Source organism: Nesterenkonia sp. E16_10 (assembly GCF_017347085.1).
In the GTDB taxonomy this organism is placed as follows: Bacteria; Actinomycetota; Actinomycetes; order Actinomycetales; family Micrococcaceae; genus Nesterenkonia.
The window spans coordinates 103,837-128,571 of the sequence record NZ_JADPSA010000029.1; the positions used below are offsets into that span (position 1 = coordinate 103,837).

Here is a 24,735-nt window from a genome sequence, read left to right on the forward strand (position 1 = left end):
TCAGGCGCCTGAGGGCAGCGTGAGGATCTCGGCGCCGTCATCGGTGACGACCAGAGTGTGCTCGAACTGCGCGGTGCGCTTCCGGTCGCGGGTCACGGCGGTCCAGCCGTCCTCCCACATGTCCCAGTGGCGCGTGCCCAGGGTGAGCATCGGCTCGATGGTGAACACCATTCCCGGCTCCATCGGGCGCGCGTGGTCCGGTGCTGCATCGAAGTGCGGGATCACCAGGCCGGTGTGGAACGCCTTGCCCACGCCGTGGCCGATGAACTCGCGTACGACACCATAGCCGAAGCGTTTCGCGTAGGACTCGATGGCGCGGCCGATCACGTTGATCGGGCGGCCCGGCTTCACCGCTCGGATGGCGCGCATCATGGCTTCCTCGGTGCGCTCCACCAGCAGCCGGGTCTCCTCGTCGACCTCGCCGACGAAGAAGGTGCGGTTGTGGTCCCCGTGCACGCCGTCGAGGTATGCGGTGATGTCGAGGTTCACGATGTCGCCCTCGGCGAGCACCGTGGAGTCCGGGATGCCGTGGCAGATCACCTCGTTGACCGAGGTGCAGATCGCCTTGGGGAACCCGCGGTAGGACAGGCAGGACGGGTAGGCCCCGCGCCCGGTCAGATACTGGTGCGCGTAGGCGTCCAGCTCCTCGGTGGTGATTCCGGGGCGGATCAGCTTGGCGGTGGCGACCATGGCATCGGCGGCGAGCTGGGCGGCCCGGCGGATCCGCTCCACGGTGGCGGCGTCGTAGACGTCCTCGCCGGTGTACTCCGGCGGTGCCTCGAGACCCACGTAGTCGGGCCGTTCGATATGCGCCGGGACCGGACGCGGCGGGGACACCGTGCCCTTGGTGAGCGTGCCCACCGGGGCACGGGAAGACAGGGGGGTGGACTGCGGGGTAGCCATGGGATTCATCCTATCGGTCCGCGGGTTCACGGCGCCGGGGGCGCAGCTGCAGTGCCAGCGCAAGCACCGCGATGCCCACGATGACGCTGATCGCCACCGGCAGTGAAGCACCCTGGGTCATCACCCCGATGGCCGGGGAGAGGCTCAGCATCACCGCGCGCATCGCCCAGCTGATCCAGGTCACCCCGCTGTGCGCCGGCAGCCCCGGCACCCGGTCCGCCCGCGCGAAGGCCAGCGGCACGGTCACGGCGCAGCCCAGCCCTGCCAGTACGAGCCCCACCAGGCTCAGCGGGACTCCAGGGGCCCAGGCGGCACCGAGCAACCCGATGATCACCGCTGAGAGGCTCAGGATCAGCGAGCCCCGTTCCCCGACCCGGTCGATCATCCGGTCCCCGAGCATCCTGCCGATGAACTGGGCGGTGAGCAGCACGGTGAGTCCGACGCCGGCCGAGGCCGGGTCCATGCCGCGCTCGGTGGAGAGCAGCACGGCGGACCAGTTGTTGCCCACATCCTCCACCGAGATTCCGGCCAGCGCGATCAGCGCCAGCGGCAGCAGGATCTTCATCGTGGACCACCCTGAGGGCCTCACCGGGGTCTGCGCGTCCTGCGGCTCCGCTTCGGGTTCAGGCATGAATGCCCTGGCCGCGAGGGTCATCGCCAGCACACAGACCAGCGACCAGACCGCCATATGGAGCACCAGCGGCACGCCGAGGAGAGCGGCCAGGATGCCGACGGCGCCGCCGAGCGCCGCGCCGATGCTCCACCCGGCATGCATCGAGTTCAGCAGCGACCGTCTGTACGCGGCTTGGACGCGCAGGCCCTGGCTGTTCTGCGCCACGTCTACGGCGGCATCCCCGAAACCGGTGACCAGCAGACCCGCCACCACCACCCACGGATTCCCCAGCGCCACCCCGCCCGCGGCGAGGGTCAGCCCGCCGCCCATCCAGAGCGTGCCGAAGCTCGCGGTGCGCGCGACCCCGAGCCAGCGGTTGAGCACGCCGGGCATGTGCAGGGCCAGCGCGCCGCCGAGTCCGAAGCCCACCACCACCAGTCCGAAGATCGCCGGGCTGAGCCCCAGAGCGTCCTTGACCTCGGCATAACGGGCCAGCAGCGAAGCCGGCAGGGCGCCGTTGGTGGCGAAGGCGGCCATGGTCGCGACCCGACTGCCCCGCAGAGAGGCGACGCCGCGCCGTCGTCGGCCGGAGACCGACGCGGTCAGAGGTGAGGGGTTCGCGTGCATGAGCAGAAGTCTGACATGCCTCGGGGGCGGCGAAACCGACGATCGCCGAGGCCCTCGACCCACCGGTCCGGGCGGAGGCGTATTCTGGGCCCATGAGCACCGAATACTGGTACAACCTCCGCACCGGCGAAGTCGAGGAGGGCGCACAGTCCTCCTGGAGTCAGCTGCTAGGCCCGTATCCCACCCGCGAGGCCGCCTCCGAGGCGCTCAAACGGGTGGAGGAGAACAACGAGGCCTGGGAGGACGAAGCGTCCAGCGAGCATTGGGACGACGACGGCGGACACGACCGCAAGCCCACAAGCTGAGCCTCAGCCCTCGAAGCTGTGCTCCGGCGCCGGGAAGGTGCCGGCGCTGACGTCCTCGCGGTATGCCGCAGCCGCCTGGCCGACGACCTCGCGCAGGTTCGCGTACTGCTTCACGAAGCGCGGCACCCGCCCGGAGCCCAGGCCCAGCATGTCCTGCCAGACCAGCACCTGACCGGTGGTGCCGCTGCCGGCCCCGATCCCGATGGTGGGCACGCGCAGCGCCCGGTCCACCTGGGTGGCCAGCTCGGCGGGCACCATCTCCATGAGCACACAGAACGCCCCTGCCCCTTCCAGGGCCAGGGCGTCATCGATCAGTGCCTGCGCGGTGTCTCCGCGGCCCTGGACGCGGTAGCCGCCCAGGGCGTGCTCGGCCTGCGGGGTGAAGCCGATATGGGCGATGACCGGAATCCCGGCGGCGACCATCGCGCGGACATGCTCTGTCATCGCGGCGTCGCCCTCGATCTTCACCGCCTGAGCCCCGGCCTCCTTCATGAAACGGACTCCGGTGGCCACCGCCTGCGCCGGGGAGGCCTCGTAGCTGCCGAAGGGCAGATCGGCGACGACCAGCGCGCGGTGGGCGCCGTTGACCACCGACGTGGTGAAGACCAGCATCTCGTCCACGGTGATCGGCAGCGTGGAGGAATGCCCCATCATGACGCTGGAGGCGGAGTCGCCCACCAGGAGCAGCTCGATCCCGGCCTCGTCGAAGATCGAGGCGATCTGCGCGTCATAGGCGGTCAACATGGAGAATTTCTGGCCGGCATCCTTGAACTGCTGAAGGTGCACGGTGCGGACCCGTTTCGGGCTGATCGGTTCTGACATGTGATCAGGCTACCCAATCCCGAGTGGCCCCCAGTCAGCGGGCCCCGGCAGGCGGGGCGCAGCGGCGCAGAGCAGAGTCGTTGCCATTGACCCGCGTCGCTGTTCTCCGGTTGGGTGGATACATGGATGTTGTCTTCGGTGCTCTGCTGTTCTTTGCCGCCGTCGCGGCGTTGGTGTGGTCGGTGAAGGTCACGCGAACCGCTGAGCCAGACCGTCCTATCCCACAGGTTCGTCCCACGCTGCGCAGGCCGGCGTCGGCGACCCTCCTCCAGGTAATAGGCGTCGGGTTGAGCCTGGCCAGCGCCCTCCTCCTGCAGGAGGCGCTGGGGGCCTTTTCGGCATTGGCTCCAGCTCTTGCCGCCACAGCGTGGATGCTGGCGGTGGCGGCGCACAATCGCCAGGCCGAAGGGCAGTCTCCGCACGCCGGTCTGACACGCTGAGTCGCTTCAGTCTCGGGTGGACTGCTTGTGAAGCGGTGACGTGCAGGAGAGGCAACGTCCATCTCAGAAGGAACTGCACGCCGTCTGCCCAGGAGTAGTTGGGTAGAGTGGTCTCGGCGACACCCACTGCATTTCAGGAGGCTTCAACGTATGGATCGACAGCAGGAATTCGTACTGCGCACCATCGAGGAGCGTGACGTCCGCTTCGTGCGACTCTGGTTCACCGACGTGGTGGGCTCGCTGAAGTCTGTGGCGCTGGCCCCGGCCGAGGTCGAAGGGGTCTTCAACGAGGGGCTCGGCTTCGACGGCTCCTCGATCGAGGGACTCTCCCGGGTCTTCGAATCCGACATGCTGCTGCGCCCGGATCCCTCCTCCTTCCAGATCCTGCCCTGGCGCGGTGAGGAAGAGCCGACCTCGCGGATGTTCTGCGACATCCTGACCCCGGATCAGGAACCAGCCGCCGGGGACCCGCGCAACGTGCTGCGCCGCCAGCTCGACGTCGCCGGGGAGATGGGCTTCACCTGCTACACCCACCCCGAGGTCGAGTTCTACGTGCTCGAGTCCCAGGACCTCAACGCCGACGGTGAGCCGGTCCCGGTGGACCGGGCCGGCTACTTCGATCACGTCACCGGCAGCGTCAGCCAGGACTTCCGCCGGCACACGGTGAACATGCTCGAGGCCGTGGGCATCTCGGTGGAGTTCAGCCACCACGAGGCAGGCCCGGGTCAGAACGAGATCGACCTGCGCTACGCCGATGCGCTGACCACCGCGGACAACATCATGACCTTCCGCACCGTGATCAAAGAGGTCGCGATCATGCAGGGCAAGTACGCCAGCTTCATGCCCAAGCCGTTCACCGAGCACCCCGGCTCCGGGATGCACACCCACTTCGGGCTCTTCGAGGGCGACACCAACGCCTTCTTCGCACCGAACACCGAGTACAACCTCTCCACCACCGCCCGGCAGTTCATCGCCGGGATCCTGCGCCACGCCCCGGAGTTCACCGCGGTGACCAACCAGTTCGTGAACTCCTATAAGCGACTCTGGGGTGGGGGAGAGGCCCCGTCCCACGTCTCCTGGGGCCACAACAATCGCTCGGCGCTGGTCCGGGTGCCGCTGTACAAGCCGACCAAGGGCGGCTCCGCACGCGTGGAGTTCCGCGGGATCGACTCCGGCGCGAACCCCTACCTGGGCTACGCCGCCGTGCTGGGCGCCGGGCTCAAGGGCATCCGGGAGGGCTACGAGCTGATGGAGCCCGTGGGCGAGGACGTGTGGTCCCTGACCACCTCCGAGCGCAAGGCGCTGGGCATCAAGCCGCTGCCGGGCACCCTGCATGAGGCGCTGCGCCAGATGGAAGACTCTGAGCTGATGGCCGAGATCCTCGGCGAGCAGGTGCTGGAGAACTTCCTGCGCAATAAGCAGCAGGAGTGGGACGAGTACCGGGTCAACGTCTCGCCCTTCGAGATCAGACGGTACCTCGGCCTGATCTGATCGTGGCTGACTCTGCGCTAACCCGCCGGGAGCTCATCGCTGCCGGCTTCCAAGAGCTGGAGCGCGCCACCGGGTTCTTCGAGGACGAGCATCTCGCCGGACTGGACCCGCAGGTGCTGCTGAAGACCCTGCACTATGCACCGAACCCGGATCAGGCGCTGCTGCTGCTGATCCGGCTGGTGGAACGTGCCGGGGAGGTCTGTGACCTCTTCAAGGTGGTCACCGACGGGGTCTACCTGCGCGCGGTCCCGTTGATCCGGCTGCTCGGCGCCTCCCAGGCGCTGGGCGAGTTCCTGGTCCGCCGCCCGGAGAACCGCGACCTGCTCTTCGAGATCGCCGACAGCCTGGAGGCGGACCGGGACGAGCACCAACACAATCATGCCCCCGACGACGCCGCGGCCAGCGCCGTCCCGGGGGTCACCGAACCCGAGGTGCTGCGCGCCCGGCTGATGGAGTCCGTCCACGCCGACGCCGACGCGGAGCCGCCCACCGCGGCGCTGGACTCCGAGTTCACAGCCAAGTCGGCCGGGGTCGCGCTGCGCCGAGCCTACCGGCGGGAGCTGACCTCCCTGGCGCTGCGCGATCTCAGCGCCGCCGACCCTGCGGCCTATCAGCCGCTGGTCTCGCGGCAACTCTCGGACCTGGCCGGGGCGGCGATCGACGCGGCGCTGGCGGTCAGCCGGGCCGAGCTCACCGACCGCAACGGGCGCACAGCGGCGGTCGTGGAGCTGGCGGTGATCGGGATGGGCAAATGCGGCGCCCGCGAGTTGAACTACATCTCGGATGTGGACGTGATCTTCGTGCACCGCGCCTCCGCAGAGATCGACACCGCCGCCGCACGCAACACCGCGGTGGCCATGGCCTCCGGGATCTCCAAGGTCATCAACGGCCCAGGCCCCGAGCCCGGTCTCTGGGAGATCGACGCGAACCTGCGCCCCGAGGGCCGCGAGGGCGATCTCTCCCGCACCCTGGAATCTCACCTGGAGTACTACAAGCGCTGGGCCCACGGCTGGGAGTTCCAGGCGCTGCTCAAGGCCCGGCCCATCGCCGGCAGCCGCAGCCTCGGGAATGACTATATCGAGGCCATCTGGCCCCAGGTGTGGACCTCCTCGGCGCAGGAGAACTTCGTGGAGAACGTCCAGCGGATGCGCCGCCGAGTCTTCGACAACATCCCCGCCGATGAGGTGGACCGGGAGATCAAGCTCGGCCGCGGCGGCCTGCGCGACATCGAGTTCACCGTCCAGCTGCTGCAACTGGTCCACGGACGGGTCGATGAGACGCTGCGGGTGCGCGATTCGCTGACCGCGATCGAGCTGCTCGAGGCCGGGGAGTACGTGGCCCGTGCCGACCGGGACGCGATGTCACGGTGCTACCGGATGTTGCGCCTCTATGAGCACCGGATCCAGATGAGCAACATGCGCCGGACCCACCTGATGCCGGTGAAGCCCGATGAGATCCGCGCACTGGCCCAGGCGGTGCACCCGCCGAACCGGCGTCGTCGTCCTGCCGGGGAGGAGGTGCTGACCCAGTGGCGCGAGATCGCCAAGGAGGTCGCCAGCTTCCACGAACGGATCTTCTACCGCCCGCTGCTCTCCACCACCGCGGTGCTCTCCGACGAGGAGGTCCGGCTCACCGCCAAGGCCGCCCAGGACCGGCTCGCCGCGCTGGGCTATCACGACCCGGCCGGGGCGATGCGGCACATCTCCGCACTGACCTCCGGACTGTCCCGGCGCGCGAAGCTGCAGCGCCGGATCCTGCCGATGATGCTGGGCTGGTTCGGCGAAGGCGTGGACCCCGACGGTGGGCTGCTCGCCTTCCGCCGGCTCAGCGAGTCACTGGGCCAGAGCCCCTGGTACCTGACTATGCTGCGCGACTCCTCCGTGGCCGCGGAGCGCCTCTGTCTGGTGCTCTCAGGGTCGCGATTCATCTCCGACATGCTGGAACACTCCCCGGAGTCCACCAAGTGGCTCGGGGACAACGCGGCGCTGGCCCCGCTCAGCTATGAGGCGCTCTGGAAGGAGATCAGCAACAAGATCACCCGGCACAAGGGTGACCTTGAGACCGCCATGCGGCTGACCCGCCTGGTGCGCCAGCGTGAGACGCTGCGGGTCGCGATCGGCGACGCCGTGGGGCTGCTGGAGATCTCCGAGGTCGGGACCGCACTCTCGGACGTGGACCGCGCCGCGACGCTCGGGGCGATGCGCGTGGCCGAGTCCGAGGTCTGGCAGACCGAGGGCCGCCACGCCGACCTGGCGGTGATCGCCATGGGCCGGCAGGGCGGACGGGAGATCGGCTACGGCTCCGATATGGATGCCATGTTCGTCCACAACCTCGCCGAGGGCGGTGATCCGGAGCTCGCCGACGCGCAGGCGCAGAAGCTGGCCATGCGGGTCAGCACCCAGCTCTCCAAGCCTCTCAAGCCCGCCATCCGCGGGGAGTTTCCGCTCAAGCTCGACGCCGATCTGCGGCCCGAGGGCAAGCAGGGTCCGCTCTCGCGCTCCCTGGAGTCCTACCGCGAGTACTACCGTCGCTGGATGGATGTCTGGGAGCGTCAGGCGCTGCTGCGCGCTCGGCCGATCGGCGGAAACGATGAGCTGCTCGACGGGTTCATGGAGCTCGCCGATTCGGTCCGCTACGGCGCGCCGCCGAGCGCCTCACAGATCCGGGAGATCCGTCGGATCAAGGCCCGGGTGGAGTCCGAGCGGCTGCCGCGCGGAGCGGACCCGTCCCGGCACGTGAAGCTGGGCCGCGGGGGTCTCAGCGACGTGGAATGGCTGGTCCAGCTCCTCCAGCTCCAGCACGCCCACGCGATGGCGCGGCTGCGCACCAGCTCCACGCTCATCGCGCTCGACGCGATGGTCGACGAGCAGCTGATCAGCCCGATCGACGCCGAACAGCTCACCGAGGCCTGGAAGCTGTGCACCCGGGTCCGCTCCGCGACCACCGTGTGGAGCGGCAAGACCGCCGATGTGCTGCCCTCGGCGCGCCGAGATCTCGACGCAGTGGCCCGTTGGTGCGGGTTCCCGCCCGGAGGCAGCGCCGACTTCGAGGACCACTACCTGCGCACCACGCGGCGCTGCCGGCAGGTCTACGAGCGATTGTTCTACGACGAGGTCTAGGAATCGAGGTGGACGGCGTCTCAGGGACTCAGGCCCCCCAGCGCCTCTGGGCACTGCGGCGGATCATGATCTCGTGGTGGAGACCCGCGTTTAGTGGCTTGGACGTCTCTGTGAGGTTGCTCAGACCAGGCCGCCGTTGGCGTAGAGGGTCTGGCCGCTGATCCACCGTCCTGGCCAGGGCTTACGGAGAATTCAAGGGCGGCGATGGACATCATGGTTGTGCTGCTGAAGAGCGCGGATGCGCCTGTCGTGTGGCGCATGGGTGCCGTTCTGTCGTCAGGGCTGCTGTGTCGTCGAAAAGGGTTCGTCGACGAGCGCGGCCATCCGGGCGTGGATCGGATTGGTGTGCTGGCGGGCAGCGTCGTCGGAATGCTTGTCCACGCGTCACCTTCCCGTGCTGCGCCGGCGAGAGTTATGGACGCACCGAACCGATGACGGAGAGCAGCTGCAGCTTTTCGTAGCTCTCGGAGCCTGGCGATGCTGTGTAGACCAGCAGCAGATGGAGCTGGTGGCGATCCACGAGCGTCTGGCAGTTCAGTTCCAGTGCTCCCACCTGGGGGTGGATGAAGTGCTTCACCTCGCCGGGTCGGATTCCGACTTCGTGGTTGTTCCATGCCTCCTGGAACTCCGCATCGTCCTTGAGCAGCTCGACCAGGTGTGCGGCTTCTGACCCGGGGCCGCGCAAGGTCGTGACCTGACGCAGGTGAGACACCCACATCCTCGTGAGAAACGGATGATCCTCCGGACGGTAGAAGTCCCGCGCGCCCGGACGGGCGAACCAGCGATAGCCGATGCTGCGCTCGGGACCGGTGAATGAGGTCAGGTTCCCGCTCAGGGCGACACCGAGCGGCGTCTGTTTCAGAGTCTGTCCGAGCTCGGTGACGATCTCGGCCGGCGTGTCGTGGAGGCGGTCGAGGATCCGCAGCAGACCGGGACTGATGTGCGCGCTCTCAGGCCCCCGACTCGGTGCGTTGCGCCCATTGAGTACGAACAGGTGATCCCGTTCATCGAGGGAAAGGTGAAGCCCCTGGGCGATGGAGGCCAGCATCTGCTCGGACGGCTGCGTGCCGCGCTGCTGCTCCAGCCGGGTGTAGTAGTCGGTGGACATGTGGCAGAGCACTGCCACCTCCTCTCGCCGCAGCCCGCCGGTGCGTCGTCGTTCCCCGCGGGGGAGTCCGACGTCCTCGGGCTGCAGCAGCTCGCGGCGCCTTCGGAGAAACTGCGCCAAGCCGGCGCGATCCGTGGTCATCGGTGTCTCCTTCATCTGGTGTCCCTCAAGTCTTACCGGCACGCGGGTTCCGCCACCAGGGACTGATGGTCCCCCTCGCCGGCGAACCAGGGACTGCCAGTCCCGGGATGAGCCGACACTGCCTCGTCTGCTGAATTCTCGGCACAGTAAGTGGCACCACCCCACAGGAGGAGCGAATCATGAAACAGAGATTCAACATTTCAGTCCCGGATCTCTCGGGCCGCAGAGCGGTTCTTACCGGAGGCAGCGACGGAATGGGTCTTGAGATAGCCGCGCGTCTTGCCGACGCGGGGGCAGATCTCATCCTGCCGGTCCGCAATCGCAGAAAGGGCGAGGCCGCTGTCTCGTCGATCCTGCAGCGAAGCCCCGGAGCCCGGGTCGAGCTCGGCGAGATGGATCTCTCGTCTCTCGACTCGATCGCAGAATTTGGGAGCACCATGCAGGACGCTGGGAAGCCGATCCATATCTTGATCAACAACGCCGGCGTCATGACTCCGCCTGACCGGAGGGCGACCTCGGATGGGTTCGAGCTGCAGTTCGGCACCAATCACCTCGGACACTTCGCGCTGACCGCGCATCTCTTCCCGCTTCTGCGTGCCGGGGGCGCCCGGGTGACCTCCCAGCTGAGCGTCGCGGCCTCCCGCGGGTCCATCAACTGGGATGATCTCCATTGGGAGCGTGCGTATCGGGGAATGGAGGCGTACCAGCAATCGAAGATCGCGTTCGGACTGTTCGGGCTGGAGCTGGATCGGCGCAGTCGAGCGCATGGCTGGGGTCTCAGCAGCAACATCTCGCACCCGGGGATCGCCCCGACGTCCTTGCTCGCGGCGCGGCCCGAGCTTGGGCGGGCGCAGCCCACTCCCGGTCGGCGGCTCATCCGGGTCCTCTCCCGGCTCGGACTGACCGGCACCGTGGAAAGCGCCGGACTGCCTGCGTTGGCAGCGGCCACCTCGAAGGGGGCTCAGGGCGGGCAGTTCTGGGGGCCGTCAGGATTCCAGCATCTCGAAGGTGCCCCGGGTCTGCAGCGGCTCTACACCCCCTTGGAGGACCTGAATCAGGCCAGGCGCATCTGGTCGAAGTCGGAGGAACTCGCGGGCGTGTCATTTCTCTCTGAGTCGAGGAGTCAAGTTCGGTGATCCTGGGTCACCGCGGACGTCTGCGGTGACGGAGCACCGCACCACCAGATCTGGAGAGAGGAGGGCATCACCAGTGCGAGTTCATGGAGTGTCCGGCAGGGGGTGAGAGACCCCCAGATCGAGGGGAGGCCGCTTTGGTCCACTGGACAGCACGATGTGGCGCTGGCGCTGCGGGAGCGACTCCGCCCTCGCAGCGTCGGCGCGGTTCATCAGTGACCTGACGTCCAGGCCTCGACGTCAGAGCGTGAAGATGGCGGCGTCGAAGGTGACTCGCAGCAGGGCGCGGGGTGAGCGGGTCTCGTCCGGCTGGGCCCAGGCGACGAGGGCGACGTCGAAGCACGCGAGGCTGGCTTGAACGATCGCCTCCGCTCGAACCTCAGTGTCCTCGCCGGTCAGTCGCTCGGCGGCGAGAGGGGCGAGCATTCGCGCCCAGGCAAGGTGCTTCTCGAGGTGACGAGCCCGCAGCGTGGGAGCAGTGATCAGGACGCGCATCGTCAGCTTCTGTCGGGCCTGGTCTGATTCAAATGCCGCAATCATCAGATCGTACGCGGCATGCAGCGAATTCCATACGGGCTCATCGGTCGGCCGCTTCACGAAGGCTTCCCGGATGAATTCGCCCCAGAGCGGCGCGTCGCCCATGACCGCGTCCTCTTTGGTCGGGAAGTACCGGTTGAAGCTGCGAGAGGAGATTCCCACAGTTGCTGCGATCTGGTCGACGGTGACCCGCTCGAACCCATGCTCGGCGAACAAGTCGATCGCGGCGTCTGCGATGCGAGCGCGCACGACGTCGCGCTTCAGCTGTCGCAGCGACCGCTCAGGAGTCAGGGATGGGTCAGTCACCCCATAATTGTATGCGGTGAGCCAAAAGTGTCTGACTAAGACATTTTAGGCGTATGCTGACACCACCAATCTACGAGAGGATCCACCATGCAGATTCGCACCCTCGGCCAGCAGGGCTTCACCGCATCGGCGATCGGCTACGGCTCTATGGGAACCAAGATGGCCTACGGCCCGAGCGACGACACCGAATCGATCACCGCAATCCGTCGGGCGCACGAGCTTGGCGTCAGCCACTTCGATACCGCCGAGCTCTACGGCTGGGGCGAGGGCGAGAAGCTCCTGGGCGAAGCCCTCGCGCCGGTTCGCGACGAGGTCACGATTGCGACCAAGTTCGGCTTCACCTCGTCGTTCGGCACCGATTCCCGGCCCGGCCACATCCGAGGCGTTGTCGATGCCAGCCTGCGCAACCTCGGCACCGACCACATCGATGTGCTCTACCAGCACATTGACGACACCGACGTTCCGATCGAGGACGTGATCGGCGTTATGAAGGAATACGTCGACTCCGGCAAGGTCTCCTACCTCGGCCTCTCGAATACCACCCCGGAGAATATTCGCCGGGCCCACGCGGTGCACCCCATCAGCGTGCTTCAGACCGAGTACTCGCTCTTCGCCCGCGAATCTGAAGAGGTCCTGCCGGTCCTGGAAGAGCTCGGGATCGGTCTCGTGGCCTACTCCCCGCTAGCTCGCGGATTCCTCACCGGCGTGGCGAAGCCGCGCTCAGAGTACGCCGAGGATGACGCCCGCCAGCAGACCCCGTGGTGGGCTCCGGGCAACTTCGAGGCGAACCAGGCTGTCGTCGCCGAGCTCACGGCGATGGCGGAAAGCAAGGACGCCACCATCTCGCAACTTTCACTGGCATGGCTGCTGGCGCAGCGGGGCTCCATCGTCCCCATCCCCGGTTCCCGAAGCACCACCCGCGTGGCCGAGAACACTGCCGCCGCAGACCTGACTCTGACCACCGAAGATCTCGCCCGCATTCAGGCCATCGTCCCCGACGGCGGAATCGGCGGACGCCTGGCGTTCTGACATCTCGAGACCAGCCGGCTCAGCATCGAAGTTTGTGGTGAGCCGGCCGGACTCGAGGCCGGCGGGCAACGGATGTTCACGGGGCAACGCCAGCGGCGGCGCGACTCTGGTCACTCCGGCTTCGGGATGGGGTGATCAGACGGAGGTCAGATGGAGCTGCGACTGGTGCACCCGACTCATTCCCGCTGCCGGGTGAACCCCAGGGCCGGATCCGTTCCGTATCTCGGCGAGACGATGGGCTGGTGGGCTCGGTGGATGCTCAAAGGGGGATGCGCTGATCGAGGGGAAGTGCTGCGCCTCGCAGATGACGAATCGTATTCTTCGTTCGAGGTCCAGGAACTCCATCTGCGCCAGCAGGATGATCTCCCCTGCAGTCGGGCCGATGCGGGCGTTCGTGAGAGATGCAACGTGGGTGCAACTCAAGTGTGACTAGAGTCACTCTCAGAGGCCGCGTGAAGAATAGCCCGCTCTGGGGAGTCGGCGTGGTCCAACCGCAACCCCGACTGGTGCCGAAGCGATGGCCAGGGGCAGGCGCTATCAAGCAGCCTCCGTCTGGACCCGGACCCCAAGAGAAGTGCCGCCACGATCTAGGAGCCATCATGAGCAATGCCACCGTTTCCTCCGCCCATACACACTCGGACATTCGACCAGGCCGCCACACCACGATGAGGGCAGCGGTCGTCGAGGTCTTCGGCCAGGACCTCGCCATCAAAGAGGTCGCCATTCCCGAGCCAGGGCCGGGACAGGCCCTGGTCAAGCTGATCTCCTCGGGTGTCTGCCACACCGACCTGCATGCCGCCGAGGGCGACTGGCCGGTCAAGCCCAGTCCGCCGTTCATCCCCGGCCACGAAGGTGTGGGCGCCGTGGAGAAGCTGGGTGAGGGAGTCACCGAGCTCTCGGTGGGGCAGCTGGTGGGCAATGCCTGGCTGTGGAGCGCCTGCGGAGCCTGCGAATACTGCCGCACCGGGTGGGAGACGCTGTGCGAGTCTCAGAGCAACGGCGGATACAGCGTCGACGGATCATTCGGCGAGTACATGATCGTCGACGCCAAGTACGCCCCCCTCATCCCCGAGGGTTCCGACCCCTACGAGGTCGGACCGGTGCTCTGCGCCGGCGTGACCGTCTACAAAGGGTTGAAGCAGACAGAGGTCCGCCCCGGCCAGTGGGTGGTGATCTCGGGCATCGGTGGTCTGGGCCACATCGCTGTTCAGTACGCGGTGGCCATGGGCATGCGAGTCGTTGCGGTGGACGTCGCTGACGACAAGCTGGCCCTGGCCAAGCAGCACGGGGCCGAGATCGTGGTCAACGCCATGGTGGCGGATCCGGCCATCGAGATCCAGGAGAAGACCGGCGGGACCCACGGCGTTCTGGTCACCGCCGTGCACCCCAAGGCATTCGGCCAGGCCATCGCCATGACACGACGCGGCGGAACCATCGTGTTCAACGGTCTGCCCCCGGGAGAGTTTCCCGCTCCGATCTTCGACATCGTGCTGAAAGGGCTGACCATCCGCGGATCGATCGTGGGTACCCGCCAGGACATGGTGGAAGCCTTGGAGTTCTACGCCCAGGGAAAGATCCATCCCACGTACAGCCGCCGTCCACTCGAGGACATCAACGCGGTTCTCGACGAGATGCAGCACGCCAAGATTGAGGGGCGTGTGGTGGTGGACTACAGCGCCACCCCGCAGCGCTGACCGAAGCCGCACCCGTGGACGGTCGAAAGTGCCGTCCGTGAACAATACGAAAGAAATACGAGCGTGGGAGAAAATATATGATGCATTATGAGTCATCTGACGCGAAGTACATGCAGAATATCAAGGAAAGATATCCGAAAGGATTCGAGGCTTTCGCGGCGTTCGACGGCGCCGTATTCTCCGAGAACGACCATGTATTGTCCAAGAAGACCCGCGAACTCATTGCGATCGCAGTAGCGACCACTACCCAGTGCCCGCACTGCGTGGAGATCCACTCCAGGGGTGCATTCCAGGCTGGGGCTTCCGAGGAGGAGATCTCCGAAGCCGTCATGGTCTCCGCAGCGATTCGGGCAGGTGGCGCGGTGACCCACGGTTGGATGGCGATGAAGTTCTTTCAGGATGAGGCAGACAGTGGGTGAGGTGCGTTCCTGGTCAGCCCTCGCCGCTCCAGGGCCCGCTCACTGATGAGGCTCGCAGGAGGCTGCCTCATCGAATAAGCCTGCCCAGCCCGGCTGGGGAAGTCTGAGACTGCCCCAGCCGGCCGGGCCGATGTCCGATTCAGGCTGCGAGCTTGGCGATCAGCGCCTCTGCGGTCTCCGCGGAGGACTGCGGGTTCTGACCGGTGATCAGCAGGCCATCCTCGACCACATAGGAGCTCCAGTCCTCGCCCTTGGAGTACCTGCCGCCGAGTTTGGTGAGCTCGTCCTCCACCAGGAACGGCACGACGTCGACCAGGTCGACCCCGGCCTCTTCGGTGTTGGTGAATCCGGTGACCAGCTTGGCCGCCACCAGCGGGGTGCCATCCTCGTTCTTGGTGTGGCGCAGCACTCCAGGGGCGTGACAGACCAGCGCCACCGGCTTGCCGGCGCGCAGCGTGGTCTCGATCAGACGGATCGAGGCGGGGTCCTCGGCGAGGTCCCAGAGCGGGCCATGGCCGCCCGGGTAGAACACCGTGTCGTAGTCGGGCTCGAAGACGGTGTCCAGGCGCACGGTCTCGGCCAGGGCGGCAGTGGCCTCGGCGTCGTCCTCAAAGCGGCGTGTGTCATCGGTCTGGAAGTCCGGCGTGTTGCTCGCGGGATCCAGCGGCGGCTGACCGCCCTGCGGGGAGGCCAGGGTGATCTCGTAACCGGCGTCCTTGAACCGGTAGTACGGGGCGGCGAGCTCTTCGAGCCAGAACCCGGTCTTCTTACCGGTGTCGCCGAGCTCATCGTGTGAGGTGAGGACGATCAGGACCTTCATGGGGAACTCCTTGAGATAGACGGTCTTACGGTGGTGACGAGGTCGTACCGCGCGTGCTGAGGCGCGCGCAGCGACCTGGGTTCAGGGGTCAGGCGACCTGCGAGCGGGTCTGCGGGGAGACGCTCACGCTGGGTGCGAGCAGCTCCAGGGTCCGGTGCTGGACCGCCTCCTCGGGGGCCAGGTTCACCAGCATCAGCTCATCGGCCTGGACCTCCTCGGCGAAGGCATCCAGCCAGGAGACGACCTCCGCCTGCGTCCCGACGGCGGCCCGGGAGAGCATGCTCAGCACCTGCTGGCCGGCGGGATGGTCGCGCAGCATCACCACATCCTCGTCGGTGATCGCACGGTTGCGGCCCAGGTGGTTCTTGATCCATGCGTTCTCGGCCAGGGTCTTCTGCTCCCGGGCGATCTCGGCGTCGTCGTGGGCGATCACGTTGGCCGCCGCGATGAAGTGCGGCTGAGCGTCCGGGCCCATCAGCGAATGGGTGGCGTCGAAATGCTCGCGGTAGATGTGGGCCGCCTGGTTCAGCATCTGCGGGGCGAAGTGTGAGGCGAACGCATAGGGCAGGCCCAGCTGCGCGGCGAGCTGGGCGCCGAAGAGCGAGGACCCCAGGATGTAGAGCGGCACATCGGTGCCCGAGCCGGGATACGCGTTGACCCCGGGGATCCGGCTGTGACCGGTGAGGTATCCGCTGAGCTCCATCACATCGGCCTGGAAGCGGTCGGCCTCGGTGCCGTCACGGCGCAGCGCGCGCATGGTCGGGCCGTCGGTGCCCGGCGCACGGCCCAGACCCAGATCGATCCGGTCGGGGTAGAGCGTCGCCAGGGTGCCGAACTGCTCCGCGATCATCAGCGGGGCATGGTTGGGAAGCATGATGCCCCCCGAACCGACCCGCACGTTCTCGGTCGCTGCCGCCACATGCTGGATCAGCAGGGCCGTGGCGCTGGAGGCGATATTGGGCATGTTGTGGTGCTCGGCGAACCAGATGCGCGTGTAGCCCAGCTTGTCCGCGGTCTTGGCGAGCCTGACGCTGCGAGCGATGCCGTCGGCGACGGTCTCGGGCGGGCGGACGAACGCGAGGTCAAGAAGGGACAGCGGGCGCGAAGCGGTGTTGGGCATATTGGATGCAACAGCCTGGGGGAGTGTTCTCATTCCGCGACGTGAGCACCGGCACCCCCGCGGGGTCTCGGGGCGTCACTCCGGTGAAGCCGGAGCGGGTGGGGGATCGAAGAGTCTCCGGGTGCCTCCGCGGGCCAGCATCAGCACGATGATCAACGCGGTGACCAGGAAGAACCCGCCCAACTGCACCTCGCCGCGGAAGATCAGAGCGGTGAGCTCCAGGACCACGAACTTGCTGCCCGGCAGCACCAGGATCAGGACCAGTCCGTTGAGGGCGCGTCGCACGCCGCGCCGCGCCCGGAGCCGTGCCACCAGGGACTTCTTCGCCGAGGTCACCAGCTCGAGCACCAGCTTCAACAACACTGCCGTGAGCAGCGTCATCGAAAACGACTCCGAGATGACCTCCGGGAAGAACTGGACGAAGAGCCCCAGCACCACGGTGTAGACGAAGACGTCGACCACATCCAGCGGTCCTGGCCGTGTCATATAGCCAGTCTAACGAGCATCGTCTGGTCAGGTCAGCGGCTCACGGGCTACCGTGAGGCCATGGCTCTCATCAACAGCAACGGGCTGGCACACGTCCGGCTCACCGTCACCGACATCGCGCGATCCAAGGCGTTCTACGACCAGGTCTTCGGCTGGCCCGCCGTGGTGGACACCTCGGCACACGCCGATGACCCAGCGGTCCGGAGCTCCCAGGAGCAGTTCTACGGCGGAGTGATCTACCAGACGCCGCAGGGGACGCTGGTCGGTCTGCGTCCGGTGGGGGAGACCTCCTTCGACGCCGAGACCACCGGACTCGATCACCTGAGCTTCGCGGTCGATTCTCGAGATGCGCTGCAAGACGCGGCGCAGGCTCTGGCCGGCGCGGGCATCGAACACGGAGAGATCAACGATCTTGATGATTCTGGGCTCGCGATCCTCTCCTTCCAGGACCCCGACGGCATCAACCTGGAGCTCACCGCGCCTCTGGGCTGATGTTCTCCAGTCCTGGACCGTGCTGGTCTGAACCCTGCTGTCCCGGACACCGGCACAGCTGACACAGCCGACACAGATACAGCTGCGGCCCCGCACCGATGGATCGGTGCGGGGCCGCAGCTGTTGAAGCTCGGTGTCAGATCAGACCGAGTAGTACAGCTCGAACTCATAGGGGTTCAGCCGCAGGTTCAGCGGAGCGATCTCTTCTTCACGCTTGTACTCGATCCAGGCCTTGACCAGGTCCTCGGTGAAGACCCCGCCCTCGAGCAGGAACTCGTGGTCGGCCTCCAGGGCCAGCAGCGCCTCTTCCAGCGAGCCGGGAGCCTTCTGGATGCTGGCAGCCTCTTCGGCGGGCAGCTCGTAGAGGTCCTTGTCGATCGGGTCTGCGGGCTCGATCCGGTTGCGGATACCGTCCAGGCCAGCCATCAGCTGTGCCGAGAAGGCCAGGTAGGGGTTGGAGGACGGGTCCGGTGCGCGGAACTCCAGGCGCTTGGCCTTCGGGTTCGCTCCGGTGATCGGGATGCGGATCGCCGCCGAGCGGTTGCCCTGCGAGTAGACCATGTTGACCGGAGCCTCATAGCCCTTGACCAGGCGCTTGTAGGAGTTCACGGTGGGGTTGGTGAAGGCCAGCACGGCGGAGGCGTGCTTGAGCAGACCGCCGATGTACCAGCGGGCGGTGTCGGAGAGGTTCGCGTAGCCCTTCTCGTCGAAGAACAGCGGGCTGCCGTCGGTCCACAGCGACTGGTGGCAGTGCATGCCGGAGCCGTTCTCGCCGAAGATCGGCTTGGGCATGAAGGTGGCGGACTTGCCGAACTGATCCGCGGTGTTCTTCACGATGTACTTGAACTTCATCAGGTCATCGGCAGCGTGGGTCAGGGTGTTGAACTTGTAGTTGATCTCCTGCTGACCGGGGCCACCGACCTCGTGGTGGGAGCGCTCGACCTCCAGGCCGACGGCGTCCAGCGCCACGCAGATCGCGTCGCGCAGGTCTGCGCTCTTGTCCTGCGGGCTGACCGGGAAGTACCCGCCCTTGGTGGCCATCTTGTGACCGAGGTTGCCGCCGGGGATCTCCTCGGAGGACTGCCAGGAGGCCTCATCGGAGTCCAGTGAGTAGAAGGAGGCATCCGGGCTGGACTGCCACTTCACATCGTCGAAAAGGAAGAACTCGGCCTCGGCGGCGAAGAACGCGGTGTCGGCGATGCCTGAGGCCTCGAGGTACTCCTCGGCCTTCTGCGCGACGCCGCGGGGGTCACGGGCGTAGGGCTCGCCGGTGCGCGGGTTCACGATCGAGAACGTCATCACCAGGGTCTTCTCCACGCGGTACTCGTCGAGGTACGCGGTGGTCACATCGGGGATGAGCTGCATGTCGGACTCGGCGATGCCCTGGAACCCTCGGATGGAAGAGCCGTCGAAGAGCTGTCCGTTCTCGAAGAAGTCAAGGTCAACGGTCTTGGCCGGGAGGTTGAAGTGGTGCTGAAGGCCAGGAAGGTCGGTGAAGCGGACGTCGACGAAGACGACATCCTCTTTCTCGATGAACTTCAGAACTTCGTCAGGGCTTGTGAACATACGTCCGTGCTCCTCGTCAGGTGGCTGGGCTTGCGTGCGTCACTGGGATGAACGCTCAATCCCACGCTATGGGCCGGGCGTTTCCCGGCCATCACGCAAATGTTTCCGTCATGTAACTTAAGTTGCTCATGGGCCCGTGACAAGGCGTCCCCGGTCGGAGGAATAGACTGACCAGGGCCGTGCTCGTACGGCCACATGTCAGACATCACTCTCTCATATCCGAGACAGAAGGAGATCTGTGGCGAAGAACGACGGCGCACCCCCCAACGGCTCCGCGGCGGGGGCGGAAGGACCTCGATGGGCCGGGGACCAGCTGGGTCTGCCGGAGTCAGGTCCCGGCAGCATGGCGCCCTGGAGTCGACGCCTCCTCGCCCTTTTCATCGACTGGGGGATCGCGACTGTGATCTCGATGGCCTTCTTCGGCGGCGATGAGCTGGTGACCCTGGGCATCTTCGCGGCCAGCCACATCATCCTGATCGGACTGCTCGGGGTGACCATCGGCAAGCGGCTGATGCGGATCCAAGTGGTCCGCGGCCAGAACCTCCCGGGCCCGATCTTCTCCACGGTCCGCACACTGCTGCTGATGCTGATTCTTCCGGCCATCCTCATCGGGACCGACGGTCGCGGCGCCCACGATCGGGCGGCTGGCACCGTCCAGCTGCGCATGTGAGCGCCCCCGGACCCGCACGGGTCAGTCGACTCAGCGGTCGCCCGGGCCGCGGCCTGGCGGTGATCTGCGCCAGCGCGCTCAGCACCCAGTCCGGCGCCGCCGTCGGCTCGCTGGCCTTCAGCGGCCTCACCCCGGTCGGGGTGGTCGCGGCTCGCCAGCTGGTGGCCGCCACCGTCCTGCTGGCGATCGCCCGGCCGCGGTTCTGGCGCTTCACCGGCAGCCAGTGGTCGCCGGTGCTGCTGCTGGCCGTGTTCTTCGCCGGCATGAACACCGCGCTCTACGCCGCCCTGGACCGGCTGGGACTGGGCACCGCGGTGACCATCGAGTTCCTCGGACCGCTCGCCGTCGCCGTCCTCTCCTCCCGGCGCCCCCGCGACGGGCTGTGTGCCCTCATGGCCCTGACCGGAGTGGTGCTGCTGACCCGCCCGGGCCCCACGAGCGATCTGCTGGGCCTGGGCTTCGCGGTGCTCGCGGCGGGTTGCTGGGCCGGGTACATCCTGACCCACCGAGTGGTGGGCCAGCGCCTGGAGGGGGTGCAGGGCGTTGCGGTGGGCACCGCCATCTCGGCGCTGGGACTGCTGCCCATCGCTGCGGTGATCGTCTGGCAGCTGCAGCCGCCGCTGGAGGCGTTCCTCTTCGCCGCCGTCGCCGGAGTCCTGGCTTCGGCGGTGCCGTACTCCCTGGATCTCATCGTGCTGCGCCACATCTCTCCAGTGGTGTTCGGTCTCGGCATGTCCCTGCACCCGCTCTTCGCGGCGCTGATCGGGGCCGGCTTCCTGGCCCAGCACCTGCCGCTGATCGCCTGGGCCGGCATTCTGCTGGTGGTGCTGAGCAACGCGCTCACGCTCAGCGGCCCGCTCCGGCGGCCCCCGCCCCGCGTGCCGACCGATCCTGGTCCCTCGCATTGAGGGCACATTGACAGGCTCTATCCTTGAAAGCCGATATTGCAGGCTGTAGCCTGTCTCTATGTTTGTCGTCACCGCTGATCAGCGCCGCAGCACCGAGACCGGGGAGCGCGTCGATGCCCTGATCGAGGAGCTCACACCCTGGAGCGCACGCCGGGAGAAGCAGATCGTGCTGCCGCTGGAGCGCACCGTGGGCGATGAGGTGCAGATCCTGCTGAGCAGCGCCGAGGCGGCGGTCGATCTCGCGCTGGCGCTGTGCCGCACCGAACTGTGGGCCGTGGGCATCGGGGCCGGAGCCGTGGAGCGCCCGCTGGGCGCCAGTGCTCGGGCCAGCTCCGGGAGTGCGTTCATCCAGGCCCGGTATGCCGTGGAGCGGGCCCGCAGCCGCACCGAACCGGTCCCGCTGGTGGTCCAGGGGGACCACCAGGACGCTGCCGTGGCCGCCACCGCGGTGCTGCAGCTGCTGGGCGGGGTGGTGCGACGACGCGCGGACACCGGCTGGGAGGTCAGCGACCTCACGGCGCAGGGGCTCAGCCGAGCGCAGATCGCCGAGAAGCTCAGAATCACCGTGTCAGCGGTCAGCCAGCGGGCGCGCTCTGCGATGCTGGAGGAGGAGCGGCGCAGCCGACCTGTCGCGGCGGCCCTGATCTCCGCCGCCGCTGGTGAAGGCAGCTGGAGGATCGACCCTGCACAGGATCAAAAAGGTGGACATCTATGACATGGCTTGTGATCTCGGCGGTGGTGCTGCTGTCCCTCGGCCTCTCGGCGTTTCTGGGCGTGTTCCTGGTGGGCTGGCTGCTGCGCCGGGTGGAGCCCGAGGGCTACGGTCCGGGCATCCTGCGCGGGGGGACCTGGATCGGGATCCTGGAAAGACTGGCGATCACCGGTGCGGTCTTCGGCGGCTATCCCGAGGCGATCGCGGTGGTCCTGGCGGTCAAGGGCCTTGGCCGCTACCCGGAGCTGCGCGCCTGGCAGGCCGACCAGCGCGCGAAGGCCACCGAACGATTCATCATCGGCACCCTGGCCAGCTATATCTGGTCCGGTGCGGTGGGCCTGATCGGTGTGGCGGTGATCGGCGCGATCAGCTGAGCGCCCCACGCCGCCCGGTGAGCGACGTCGCGCCGGCTGGAAGCTCCGCGCCCTGGGTCAGCCGGCCCTCGATCGCGCGAGCCAGCTCGGCGGCGGCCGCGGGTGCGCGGTGCAGGTTCAGTGCGGGTTCGAACAGCTCCGCCTCCAGCAGCACGGTTCCGTATCGGGCGGAATCCACCACATCGATCCTGGCGTAGAGCGGGGTCTCGGTGCCGGTCCTTCGGGCCGCGGCGGCCAGGGCGCGCTCACCGAAGCCGATCTCTGCGGCGGTGGCCTGGACCAGCTGCGGATCCTCCAGGTAGGTGCCGCCGCGCAGACCTCCGCCGCGGGCCAGCAGCGCGCCCTTGGAGATCGCATGCGTGTGGTGCCCATCGATGAAGTACAGCGCCTTCTCTCGTCCCTGACTCAGCTCTGGGATCTCGGGCTGGAGCATCACGGTGAGGCCGCGGGCCAGGATCCGTTCCCCCAGGGTGCGCGCCGCGGCCGAGTCCGCGCGCAGCAGCTCGGTGTCGAAGGCACCGGCGGAGATGCTGGGCTTGATCACCACCCACTCGTCGCCGTGCTCGGCCAGACCGCGGCGCAGCGCGGCCCCGTCCTCGGCCCAGCTGGTGGGCACACCGGCGAGCCCTTCAGCCTCGAGCTCGCGCAGGTAGACCTTGTCCAGGTTCCAGCGGATCAGCTCGGGACTGTTGAGCACCGGGAGCTGCGCCTCTGCGCGCTCCAGCCAGCTCAGGAACTCCTGGGTCCGGGAGGAGTAGTCCCAGGGGGTGCGGATGACCAGCAGGTCGAACTCCGGTCCCGGCTCCCAGCGGTGCCAGATGACCGGCTCGGCCGCGATCTCACACCGCTGCAGCGCCGCGATCAGCGGATCGGTGTCCCGGTCAGGAGCCTTCGAGTAGTCATCGGTCACCACGATCCCGACCCGTCGGGGCCGTGGTGCGGGGACCAGGCTGTGTTCGGGAAGCCACCGGAAGCGTTCGACGACGATCAGCTCATCATCGCCCAGGCCGGGTCCCTGGGTCCCGCCGTCGGCGACCTCGCCGGTGCTGCGCCAGAATTCCTCATGGGAGGCGCGCCAGGCCGCCACGGAGGCGTAGCCCTCGCCCTCGCCGCGGGCCACCTCCTGGGAGATCTCGCCCAGCGGCACCAGTGCCACCTCCACCACCTCGACGACGCCCAGGCTCTCCTCCTCGACGCCCAGGAGGCGCTGCAGCCCAGGCGTCGGCAGCGGCTCGGCCTCGGCGAGGTAGCTGCGGTGCAGGCTGGTGGTCATGGTCTTGACCCCGGTGATCACCGCGCGGGTGAGCCGCGCGCGCAGCTCCCCGGAGGCCAGGTCCATCACCGGCAGCGCGTCGACCTGTTCAGGTGTCACGGCTTCATCCGGCCGTTGCGCTGGTAGTTCTCGTGCCAGCTCAGTGCCTCGCCCAGCAGGTGCGGGGTGTGCCTACCGCGCTGGTTCTGCGCCACCGCCCGATCGAAGTAGTCCTGCAGCAGGTCCTGGTAGTCCGGGTGGGCGCAGTTGCGGATGATCGTGCGGGCGCGGGCCGCGGGGGAGAGGCCGCGCATATCCGCCAGGCCCCGTTCGGTGACCAGGATCTGGGTGTCGTGCTCGGTGTGGTCGATATGGCTGGCGAAGGGCACGATGGAGGAGATCGCGCCGGCCTTGGCCATCGAGCCGGAGACGAAGAAGTTCAGGTAGGCGTTGCGGGCGAAGTCCCCGGAGCCTCCGATTCCGTTGATGATGGAGCTGCCCATCACATGGGTGGAGTTCACGTTGCCATAGATGTCCGCCTCCACCATCCCGTTGATCGAGATCCCGCCGAGCCGGCGGATCGCCTCCGGGTGGTTGGAGACCTCCTGGGTGCGCAGCAGGATCCGCCCCTTGTACTCCCCGGCGCGGGCGTTGAACTGTTCTGCGCGTTCGGCGGAGAGCGAGAAGGAGGTCGCGGAGACCGCGGTCAGCTTGCCGGTGTCGATCAGGTCGAGCATGCCGTCCTGGATGACCTCGGTGTAGGCCAGCAGGTCCTCGAACTCGCTGTGCGCCAGCTCGGCCATCACCGCGTTGGCGACATTGCCGATCCCGGACTGCAGCGGCAGCAGGTTCTTGGGCAGCCGGTCCTGTTCGATCTCGTAGCGCAGGAAGTCCACCACGTGGGAGGCCATGGCCTTGGACTGCTCGTCAGCGGGCTTGAAGGGCAGGTTCCGATCCGGTGCGTCGGTCTGGACCACCGCGACCACCTTCTCCGGGTCCACGCGCAGGTAGGGATCCCCGATCCGCTGAAGCGGGTCGGTCAGCTGCAGCGGCCGCCGCTCCGGGGGCAGCTTGGTGCCGTAGTAGATGTCGTGGAAGCCCTCGTAGGCGCGCGGGTGCCAGTCGTTGACCTCCAGGATGACCTTGTCCGCGAGCTGCAGCCAGGTCTTGTTGTTGCCCACCGAGCTGCCCGGGACCAGCAGTCCGTTGGGCAGGATCGCGGCCACCTCGATGACCGCGACGTTGAGCTTGCCGTAGAAGCCGAACCAGGCCTGCTGGGCGGAATGGCTCAGGTGGGTGTCGATGTAATCGGTCTCGCCGGTGTTGATCGCCTCACGCATGGTGGGGTCCGACTGGAAGGGCAGTCGTCGGCGCACCGCGCGGGCCTCGGCGAGCACGCCGTCGAGCTCCGGCGCGGTCGAGGCGCCGGTCCAGAGGTCGATCCCGAAGTCCTCGCCGCGGTCATGGGCGTCCTTGGCCCGTTCGGCCAGGGCCGCAGGGACCGCTTTGGGGTACCCGGCCCCGGTGAAGCCGCTCATCCCGACCCGATCACCGTCGTGGATGAAGCGGGCGGCCTCCGCGGCGGTGGTGACCTTGGTGGCCAGGGTGGGGCAGGTGATTCGACTCGAAGCGGCGCTCATTCTCCCAG

The 24,735-nt window shown here is 67.4% G+C and carries 24 protein-coding genes; 13 read left to right on the forward strand and 11 right to left on the reverse strand.

What is annotated here, in order from left to right; translation table 11 throughout:
* On the reverse strand, window positions 1-903 hold the full coding sequence (gene map / locus I2487_RS09180; protein WP_207172112.1) for a type I methionyl aminopeptidase: 903 nt from the start codon (window positions 901-903) through the stop codon (window positions 1-3).
* 10 nt (window positions 904-913) lie between these two features.
* Window positions 914-2,143 carry an MFS transporter gene (locus I2487_RS09185; protein ID WP_207172110.1) on the reverse strand — a complete coding sequence of 410 codons (1,230 nt, stop codon included), beginning with the start codon at window positions 2,141-2,143 and terminating at the stop codon, window positions 914-916.
* 92 nt (window positions 2,144-2,235) lie between these two features.
* Between I2487_RS09185 and I2487_RS09190 the strand changes: the two genes are divergently transcribed.
* A complete protein-coding gene (locus I2487_RS09190) occupies window positions 2,236-2,448 on the forward strand; it encodes an SPOR domain-containing protein (RefSeq protein ID WP_207172108.1) in 213 nt (70 codons plus the stop codon).
* Between the two features lie 3 nt (window positions 2,449-2,451).
* Here the strand turns inward: I2487_RS09190 and panB are convergent, their stop codons facing one another.
* Window positions 2,452-3,270 (reverse strand): 3-methyl-2-oxobutanoate hydroxymethyltransferase, encoded by an 819-nt coding sequence (gene panB / locus I2487_RS09195; protein ID WP_207172106.1) that lies wholly within the window; start codon window positions 3,268-3,270, stop codon window positions 2,452-2,454.
* Between the two features lie 122 nt (window positions 3,271-3,392).
* Between panB and I2487_RS09200 the strand changes: the two genes are divergently transcribed.
* From I2487_RS09200 to I2487_RS09210, 3 genes are all read left to right on the forward strand, one after another.
* Window positions 3,393-3,710 carry a hypothetical protein gene (locus I2487_RS09200; RefSeq protein WP_207173036.1) on the forward strand — a complete coding sequence of 106 codons (318 nt, stop codon included), beginning with the start codon at window positions 3,393-3,395 and terminating at the stop codon, window positions 3,708-3,710.
* Between the two features lie 150 nt (window positions 3,711-3,860).
* Window positions 3,861-5,201 (forward strand): type I glutamate--ammonia ligase, encoded by a 1,341-nt coding sequence (gene glnA, locus I2487_RS09205; protein ID WP_207172098.1) that lies wholly within the window; start codon window positions 3,861-3,863, stop codon window positions 5,199-5,201.
* Window positions 5,202-5,203: 2 nt separating this feature from the next.
* Window positions 5,204-8,320 (forward strand): bifunctional [glutamine synthetase] adenylyltransferase/[glutamine synthetase]-adenylyl-L-tyrosine phosphorylase, encoded by a 3,117-nt coding sequence (locus tag I2487_RS09210; protein ID WP_207172096.1) that lies wholly within the window; start codon window positions 5,204-5,206, stop codon window positions 8,318-8,320.
* 412 nt (window positions 8,321-8,732) lie between these two features.
* Here the strand turns inward: I2487_RS09210 and I2487_RS09215 are convergent, their stop codons facing one another.
* Complete coding sequence (locus I2487_RS09215; protein ID WP_207172094.1) at window positions 8,733-9,569, reverse strand: helix-turn-helix transcriptional regulator; 837 nt, start codon at window positions 9,567-9,569, stop codon at window positions 8,733-8,735.
* Window positions 9,570-9,748: 179 nt separating this feature from the next.
* Between I2487_RS09215 and I2487_RS09220 the strand changes: the two genes are divergently transcribed.
* Window positions 9,749-10,705, forward strand: coding sequence for an SDR family oxidoreductase (locus tag I2487_RS09220; protein WP_207172092.1), 957 nt, complete (start codon window positions 9,749-9,751; stop codon window positions 10,703-10,705).
* 237 nt (window positions 10,706-10,942) lie between these two features.
* Here the strand turns inward: I2487_RS09220 and I2487_RS09225 are convergent, their stop codons facing one another.
* On the reverse strand, window positions 10,943-11,545 hold the full coding sequence (locus I2487_RS09225; RefSeq protein ID WP_207172090.1) for a TetR family transcriptional regulator: 603 nt from the start codon (window positions 11,543-11,545) through the stop codon (window positions 10,943-10,945).
* Window positions 11,546-11,632: 87 nt separating this feature from the next.
* Here I2487_RS09225 and I2487_RS09230 point away from each other — a divergent pair, with 87 nt between their 5' ends.
* The 3 genes from I2487_RS09230 (at window position 11,633) to I2487_RS09240 (ending at window position 14,687) form a co-directional block, all read left to right on the forward strand.
* Window positions 11,633-12,574 carry an aldo/keto reductase gene (locus I2487_RS09230; RefSeq protein WP_207172088.1) on the forward strand — a complete coding sequence of 314 codons (942 nt, stop codon included), beginning with the start codon at window positions 11,633-11,635 and terminating at the stop codon, window positions 12,572-12,574.
* Between the two features lie 665 nt (window positions 12,575-13,239).
* Entirely contained in the window at window positions 13,240-14,268 is a 1,029-nt protein-coding gene (gene adhP / locus I2487_RS09235; RefSeq protein WP_207172102.1) for an alcohol dehydrogenase AdhP, read from the forward strand.
* 77 nt (window positions 14,269-14,345) lie between these two features.
* Window positions 14,346-14,687 carry a carboxymuconolactone decarboxylase family protein gene (locus I2487_RS09240; protein ID WP_207172086.1) on the forward strand — a complete coding sequence of 114 codons (342 nt, stop codon included), beginning with the start codon at window positions 14,346-14,348 and terminating at the stop codon, window positions 14,685-14,687.
* 139 nt (window positions 14,688-14,826) lie between these two features.
* On the opposite strand, the gene I2487_RS09245 is transcribed toward I2487_RS09240, so the two are convergent.
* From I2487_RS09245 to I2487_RS09255, 3 genes are all read right to left on the reverse strand, one after another.
* The gene (locus I2487_RS09245; RefSeq protein ID WP_207172084.1) at window positions 14,827-15,507 is read right to left on the reverse strand and encodes a type 1 glutamine amidotransferase domain-containing protein; all 681 of its coding nucleotides are present in this window, start codon (window positions 15,505-15,507) and stop codon (window positions 14,827-14,829) included.
* Between the two features lie 88 nt (window positions 15,508-15,595).
* Complete coding sequence (locus tag I2487_RS09250; RefSeq protein ID WP_207172082.1) at window positions 15,596-16,627, reverse strand: LLM class flavin-dependent oxidoreductase; 1,032 nt, start codon at window positions 16,625-16,627, stop codon at window positions 15,596-15,598.
* A gap of 75 nt (window positions 16,628-16,702) precedes the next feature.
* On the reverse strand, window positions 16,703-17,113 hold the full coding sequence (locus I2487_RS09255) for a hypothetical protein (protein WP_207172080.1): 411 nt from the start codon (window positions 17,111-17,113) through the stop codon (window positions 16,703-16,705).
* A 60-nt stretch (window positions 17,114-17,173) separates the two neighbouring features.
* Here I2487_RS09255 and I2487_RS09260 point away from each other — a divergent pair, with 60 nt between their 5' ends.
* Window positions 17,174-17,605: a VOC family protein gene (locus I2487_RS09260; protein WP_207172078.1), complete on the forward strand. Its 432-nt coding sequence runs from the start codon at window positions 17,174-17,176 to the stop codon at window positions 17,603-17,605.
* A 141-nt stretch (window positions 17,606-17,746) separates the two neighbouring features.
* On the opposite strand, the gene glnA (I2487_RS09265) is transcribed toward I2487_RS09260, so the two are convergent.
* Complete coding sequence (gene glnA, locus I2487_RS09265) at window positions 17,747-19,171, reverse strand: type I glutamate--ammonia ligase (RefSeq protein ID WP_207172076.1); 1,425 nt, start codon at window positions 19,169-19,171, stop codon at window positions 17,747-17,749.
* A 238-nt stretch (window positions 19,172-19,409) separates the two neighbouring features.
* Between glnA (I2487_RS09265) and I2487_RS09270 the strand changes: the two genes are divergently transcribed.
* From I2487_RS09270 to I2487_RS09285, 4 genes are read left to right on the forward strand one after another with little or no spacing between them, the layout of a single operon-like run.
* Complete coding sequence (locus I2487_RS09270) at window positions 19,410-19,841, forward strand: RDD family protein (RefSeq protein ID WP_207172074.1); 432 nt, start codon at window positions 19,410-19,412, stop codon at window positions 19,839-19,841.
* Complete coding sequence (locus I2487_RS09275; RefSeq protein ID WP_345941385.1) at window positions 19,838-20,749, forward strand: EamA family transporter; 912 nt, start codon at window positions 19,838-19,840, stop codon at window positions 20,747-20,749. The genes I2487_RS09270 and I2487_RS09275 overlap by 4 nt, the downstream gene beginning before the upstream one ends.
* A 58-nt stretch (window positions 20,750-20,807) precedes the next feature.
* Window positions 20,808-21,464, forward strand: coding sequence for a hypothetical protein (locus I2487_RS09280; protein ID WP_207172072.1), 657 nt, complete (start codon window positions 20,808-20,810; stop codon window positions 21,462-21,464).
* Window positions 21,461-21,835, forward strand: a complete 375-nt coding sequence (locus I2487_RS09285) for a hypothetical protein (protein WP_207172070.1) — start codon at window positions 21,461-21,463, stop codon at window positions 21,833-21,835. Before I2487_RS09280 ends, I2487_RS09285 begins: the two co-directional genes overlap by 4 nt.
* Here I2487_RS09285 and I2487_RS09290 read toward each other — a convergent pair.
* On the reverse strand, window positions 21,828-23,207 hold the full coding sequence (locus I2487_RS09290) for a DcsG N-terminal domain-containing protein (protein WP_207172068.1): 1,380 nt from the start codon (window positions 23,205-23,207) through the stop codon (window positions 21,828-21,830). The genes I2487_RS09285 and I2487_RS09290 overlap by 8 nt on opposite strands.
* The gene (scpC, locus tag I2487_RS09295; protein WP_207172066.1) at window positions 23,204-24,727 is read right to left on the reverse strand and encodes a succinyl-CoA:acetate CoA-transferase ScpC; all 1,524 of its coding nucleotides are present in this window, start codon (window positions 24,725-24,727) and stop codon (window positions 23,204-23,206) included. The genes I2487_RS09290 and scpC overlap by 4 nt, the downstream gene beginning before the upstream one ends.
* Between the last annotated feature and the right edge of the window lie 8 nt (window positions 24,728-24,735).